At 70.0% G+C, this 3227-nt stretch carries 3 protein-coding genes; all 3 read right to left on the minus strand.

The window, feature by feature from the left end; genetic code table 11:
- Positions 1–1489, minus strand: a 1489-nt coding sequence (locus AC6EI8_RS25525) for a class I adenylate-forming enzyme family protein (RefSeq protein ID WP_498383270.1), incomplete at its 3' end; no start/stop codon positions are given.
- Positions 1486–2730: an acyl-CoA dehydrogenase family protein gene (locus tag AC6EI8_RS25530; protein WP_149317802.1), complete on the minus strand. Its 1245-nt coding sequence runs from the start codon at positions 2728–2730 to the stop codon at positions 1486–1488. The genes AC6EI8_RS25530 and AC6EI8_RS25525, both read right to left, overlap by 4 nt.
- Before the next feature lie 273 nt (positions 2731–3003).
- Positions 3004–3227: alpha/beta fold hydrolase (locus AC6EI8_RS25535; protein WP_498383271.1), on the minus strand; the 224-nt coding region annotated here is incomplete at its 5' end.

A 3227-nucleotide genomic window follows, 5' to 3' on the forward strand; every position in this document is an offset into this window, starting at 1 on the left:
CCTCGCCCCAGCGCGGGTCGGGCAAACCCACCACCGCGCATTCGGCCACGCCGGGCAGCGCGACCAGCGCGTTCTCGATCTCGGCCGGATAGATGTTCTCGCCGCCGGAGATGATCATGTCCTTGCTGCGGCCTACCACCTCGATGCAGCCGTCGGCGTCGCGATGGGCGAGATCGCCCGAACGGAACCAGCCGTCGACGAAGCCGGGATGGAAAGGCTCGCGCCAGTAGCCCTGCATCAGATTGCTGGCGCGGATGCAGATCTCGCCGACCTCGCCGTCGGCCACCTCCTTGCCATCGCGGCCGAGCAGCCGTACCTGCGCCTCGGGCTGCGGCCAGCCGGCATAACCGGGCCGCGCCATCGCCTCGTGCAGGCGCAGCACGATCGAGACGGGGCCGGTCTCGGTGGCACCGTAGACCTGCCCCAGCGGCACCCCGCGCGCATGGAAGGCGTCGATATAGGCGCGGGGAATCGTCGACGAGCCGGCCATCACGCCGCGCAGCACGCCCAGATCGGCATCAGCCCAGCCGGGATGTTCGAGCACCGCGCGCAGCGTGGCCGGCACCATCAGCGACAGCGTCGGACGCGCCTGCGCGAGCGCCTCGAGCCAGGCGTCGGGCGTGAAGCGCTCGTGCAGCGTCACCTGCGCGCCGAGCAGCAGCGCCGGCACGGTCTGGATGCATAGCCCGCCGACATGGAACATCGGCAACGTCGACAGGACATGGTCGGTATCGCGCATCTCGTGGGCCCACCAGCTGGCGCGCGCATTGGCCAGCAGTGCGGCCTGCGTATGCAGCGCGCCCTTGGGCTGGCCGGTGGTGCCGGAGGTGTAGACCAGCAGCAGCGGCGTGTCGTCGGGCATCGGGCCGATCGGCGCGTCGATGGGCTCCGGCGGCGCCGGGCTGTCGATCAGGCGGTCGATATGGGCGTGGCGCACGGCACTGCGCCGGCCAGCCGCGCCGGCTTCATCCGCAACTGCCCTCACCACGGCACTGGCGACTTCACCGGCAACTTGACCGGCGACTTGACCGGCCACTTCGCCCGCAATTGCACCAGCGCCCTCATCTGCGACCGCCCCTTCGCTGGCGCGCGCGACCGCGGCCGCGACATCGGCATGCGCATCGTCATGAAAGATCGCCCGCACGCCGGCATGCGCGGCGATCGCGGCGAGTTCGGGCACCGCCAGCCGGTAGTTCAGCGGCACGAAGATCGCGCCCAGCCGCGCGCAGGCGAACAGCAGCGCCAGCTGCAGATCGTGGTTCAGGCACAGCGTCGCCACGCGGTCGCCGCGCGCGACGCCCCAGTCTGCCAGCAGGTGCGCGGCGACGCGCTCGATGCGGCTCCACAGCTTGGCATAGCCGATCGTGCGGCCGCGAAAATGCAGCGCCGGCCGTTGCGGCTGCGTGTCGGCCAGCGTGTGCAGCGGCCGCAGCAGCGCGCCGACGCTGGCCGCATCCAGATGCGGCCGCCCTCCGCAGGCGCCGCTCATTCGTCGCGCTCGCCCGGTTCGTACAGCGTCTCGCGGCCCATGCGGTCGAGGATCAGCTCGGCGGTCCACGGCAACATCAGCGCGCCGCAGCGCGAATCGCGATAGAGCCGTTCGAGCGGCAGGTCCTTCAGCATCGACTGGCCGCCGCAGGTCCGGATCGCCAGCCGCGCGATATCGTTGGCGCCCTCCATCACCGCGTAGTGCGCCGCATAGAGACGCATGCGCTGGTCCTTCGACGGATTGGGCCGCGCCTCGTGAATGACGCGCCAGAACAGGGAGCGCATCGACTCGAGCTGGATGCGCATCTGCGCCACCGCGATCTGCTTGGTCGGATACATGCGGCGCTTGACCGGCGGCTGGCCCGGCACCTCGCCGCGCAGGTACTGCACGGTGAAGTCGTAGGCGGCCTGCGCCACGCCCAGGTACGTTGGCGACAGCGTGAAGAACATCGCCGGCCAGGTCTGCGCGGCCTTGTAGTAGACGCCGCGCGGCATCAGCTGCTCGTCGTCGGGCACGAACACGTCCTTGAGCAGCAGCGTGCGCGAGACCGTGCCGCGCATGCCCATCGGATCCCAGTCGCCGGTCACGGTCAGTCCCTCGGCCTTGCCCGGCACCGCGATATAGAGCGTGTCGCGCATGTCGGGATGATGGTCGCCGCGGTCCTCGGTGCACAGGATGCCGTAGTAGTCGGCCGCGCCTGACAGCGAGGCGAAGATCTTGCGGCCGTTCAACAGCCAGCCGCCCTCGACCTTGCGCGCGGTGGTGCCGAACGGCGCCTTGCCGGCCGCGGCCGCCGAGCCTTCCGAGAAGGGTTGCGCGTAGACCGCGCCGTCCTTGACCACGCGCGAGAAATGCAGCTCGCGGCGGACCGCGTGTTCGGCGCGCTGTTCGTCGGTCATCGCGATGCCATCGGCCAGCATGCCCGTCCACATGGTCGAGCAGATATGCATGTTGTAGGTCAGCGCGGTGGCGCCGCAGAAGCGGCCGATCTCCGCGCCGATCATGCAGTAGGTCGCGAAGTCCGCGCCCTCGCCGCCGAACGCGCGCGGCACGCACAGCGCCAGCAGGCCGGCCTCGCGCAGGTCGTCATAGTTGGCGAACGGGAAGCTCGCCTCGCGGTCCCATTGCGCCGCGCGCGGCGCGAAGCGTTCGCGGCCGAGCCGGTTGGCCAGCGTCAGCAGGCGGACCTGATCGTCGGTGAAATCGGCCTCGCCGACAGCGGGAACGAAGTCCAGGGGCATGATGGTGTCTCTCGTGGTCAGCTTGTTGTGCGTCGGGCGCGTTCGTGCGTTCGTGTGTTCGTGCGTTCGTGCGTTCGTGCGTTCGTGCGTTCGTGCGTTCGTGCGTTCGTGCGTTCGTGCGTTCGTGCGTTCGTGCGTTCGTGCGTTCGTGCGTTCGTGTGTTCGTGTGTTCGTGTGTTCGTGTGTTCGTGTGTTCGTGCGTTGGTGCGTCGGTACGTCGGTACGTCGGTACGTTCGGTGCGATGGTGCGTGCCGGCGATGTCCCGGTCGACGTCAGCGGACCGGGAAATGCCGCGCCAGGAAATCGAGCACGGCCTCGTTGAAGCGCGCCGGCCGCTCCATGCAGGCCAGATGGCCGACGCCCGGCAGGCAGCGGTACTCGGCGCCGGGAATGCGCGCCGCCATCCGTTCCATCACGGCCGGCGCGGCATTGGCGTCGTGCTCGCCGGCCAAGGCCAGCACCGGCACCGCGATGCCGGCCAGCGCGGCGCGCCGGT

It is taken from the genome of Cupriavidus sp. R6-3 (assembly GCF_059772245.1).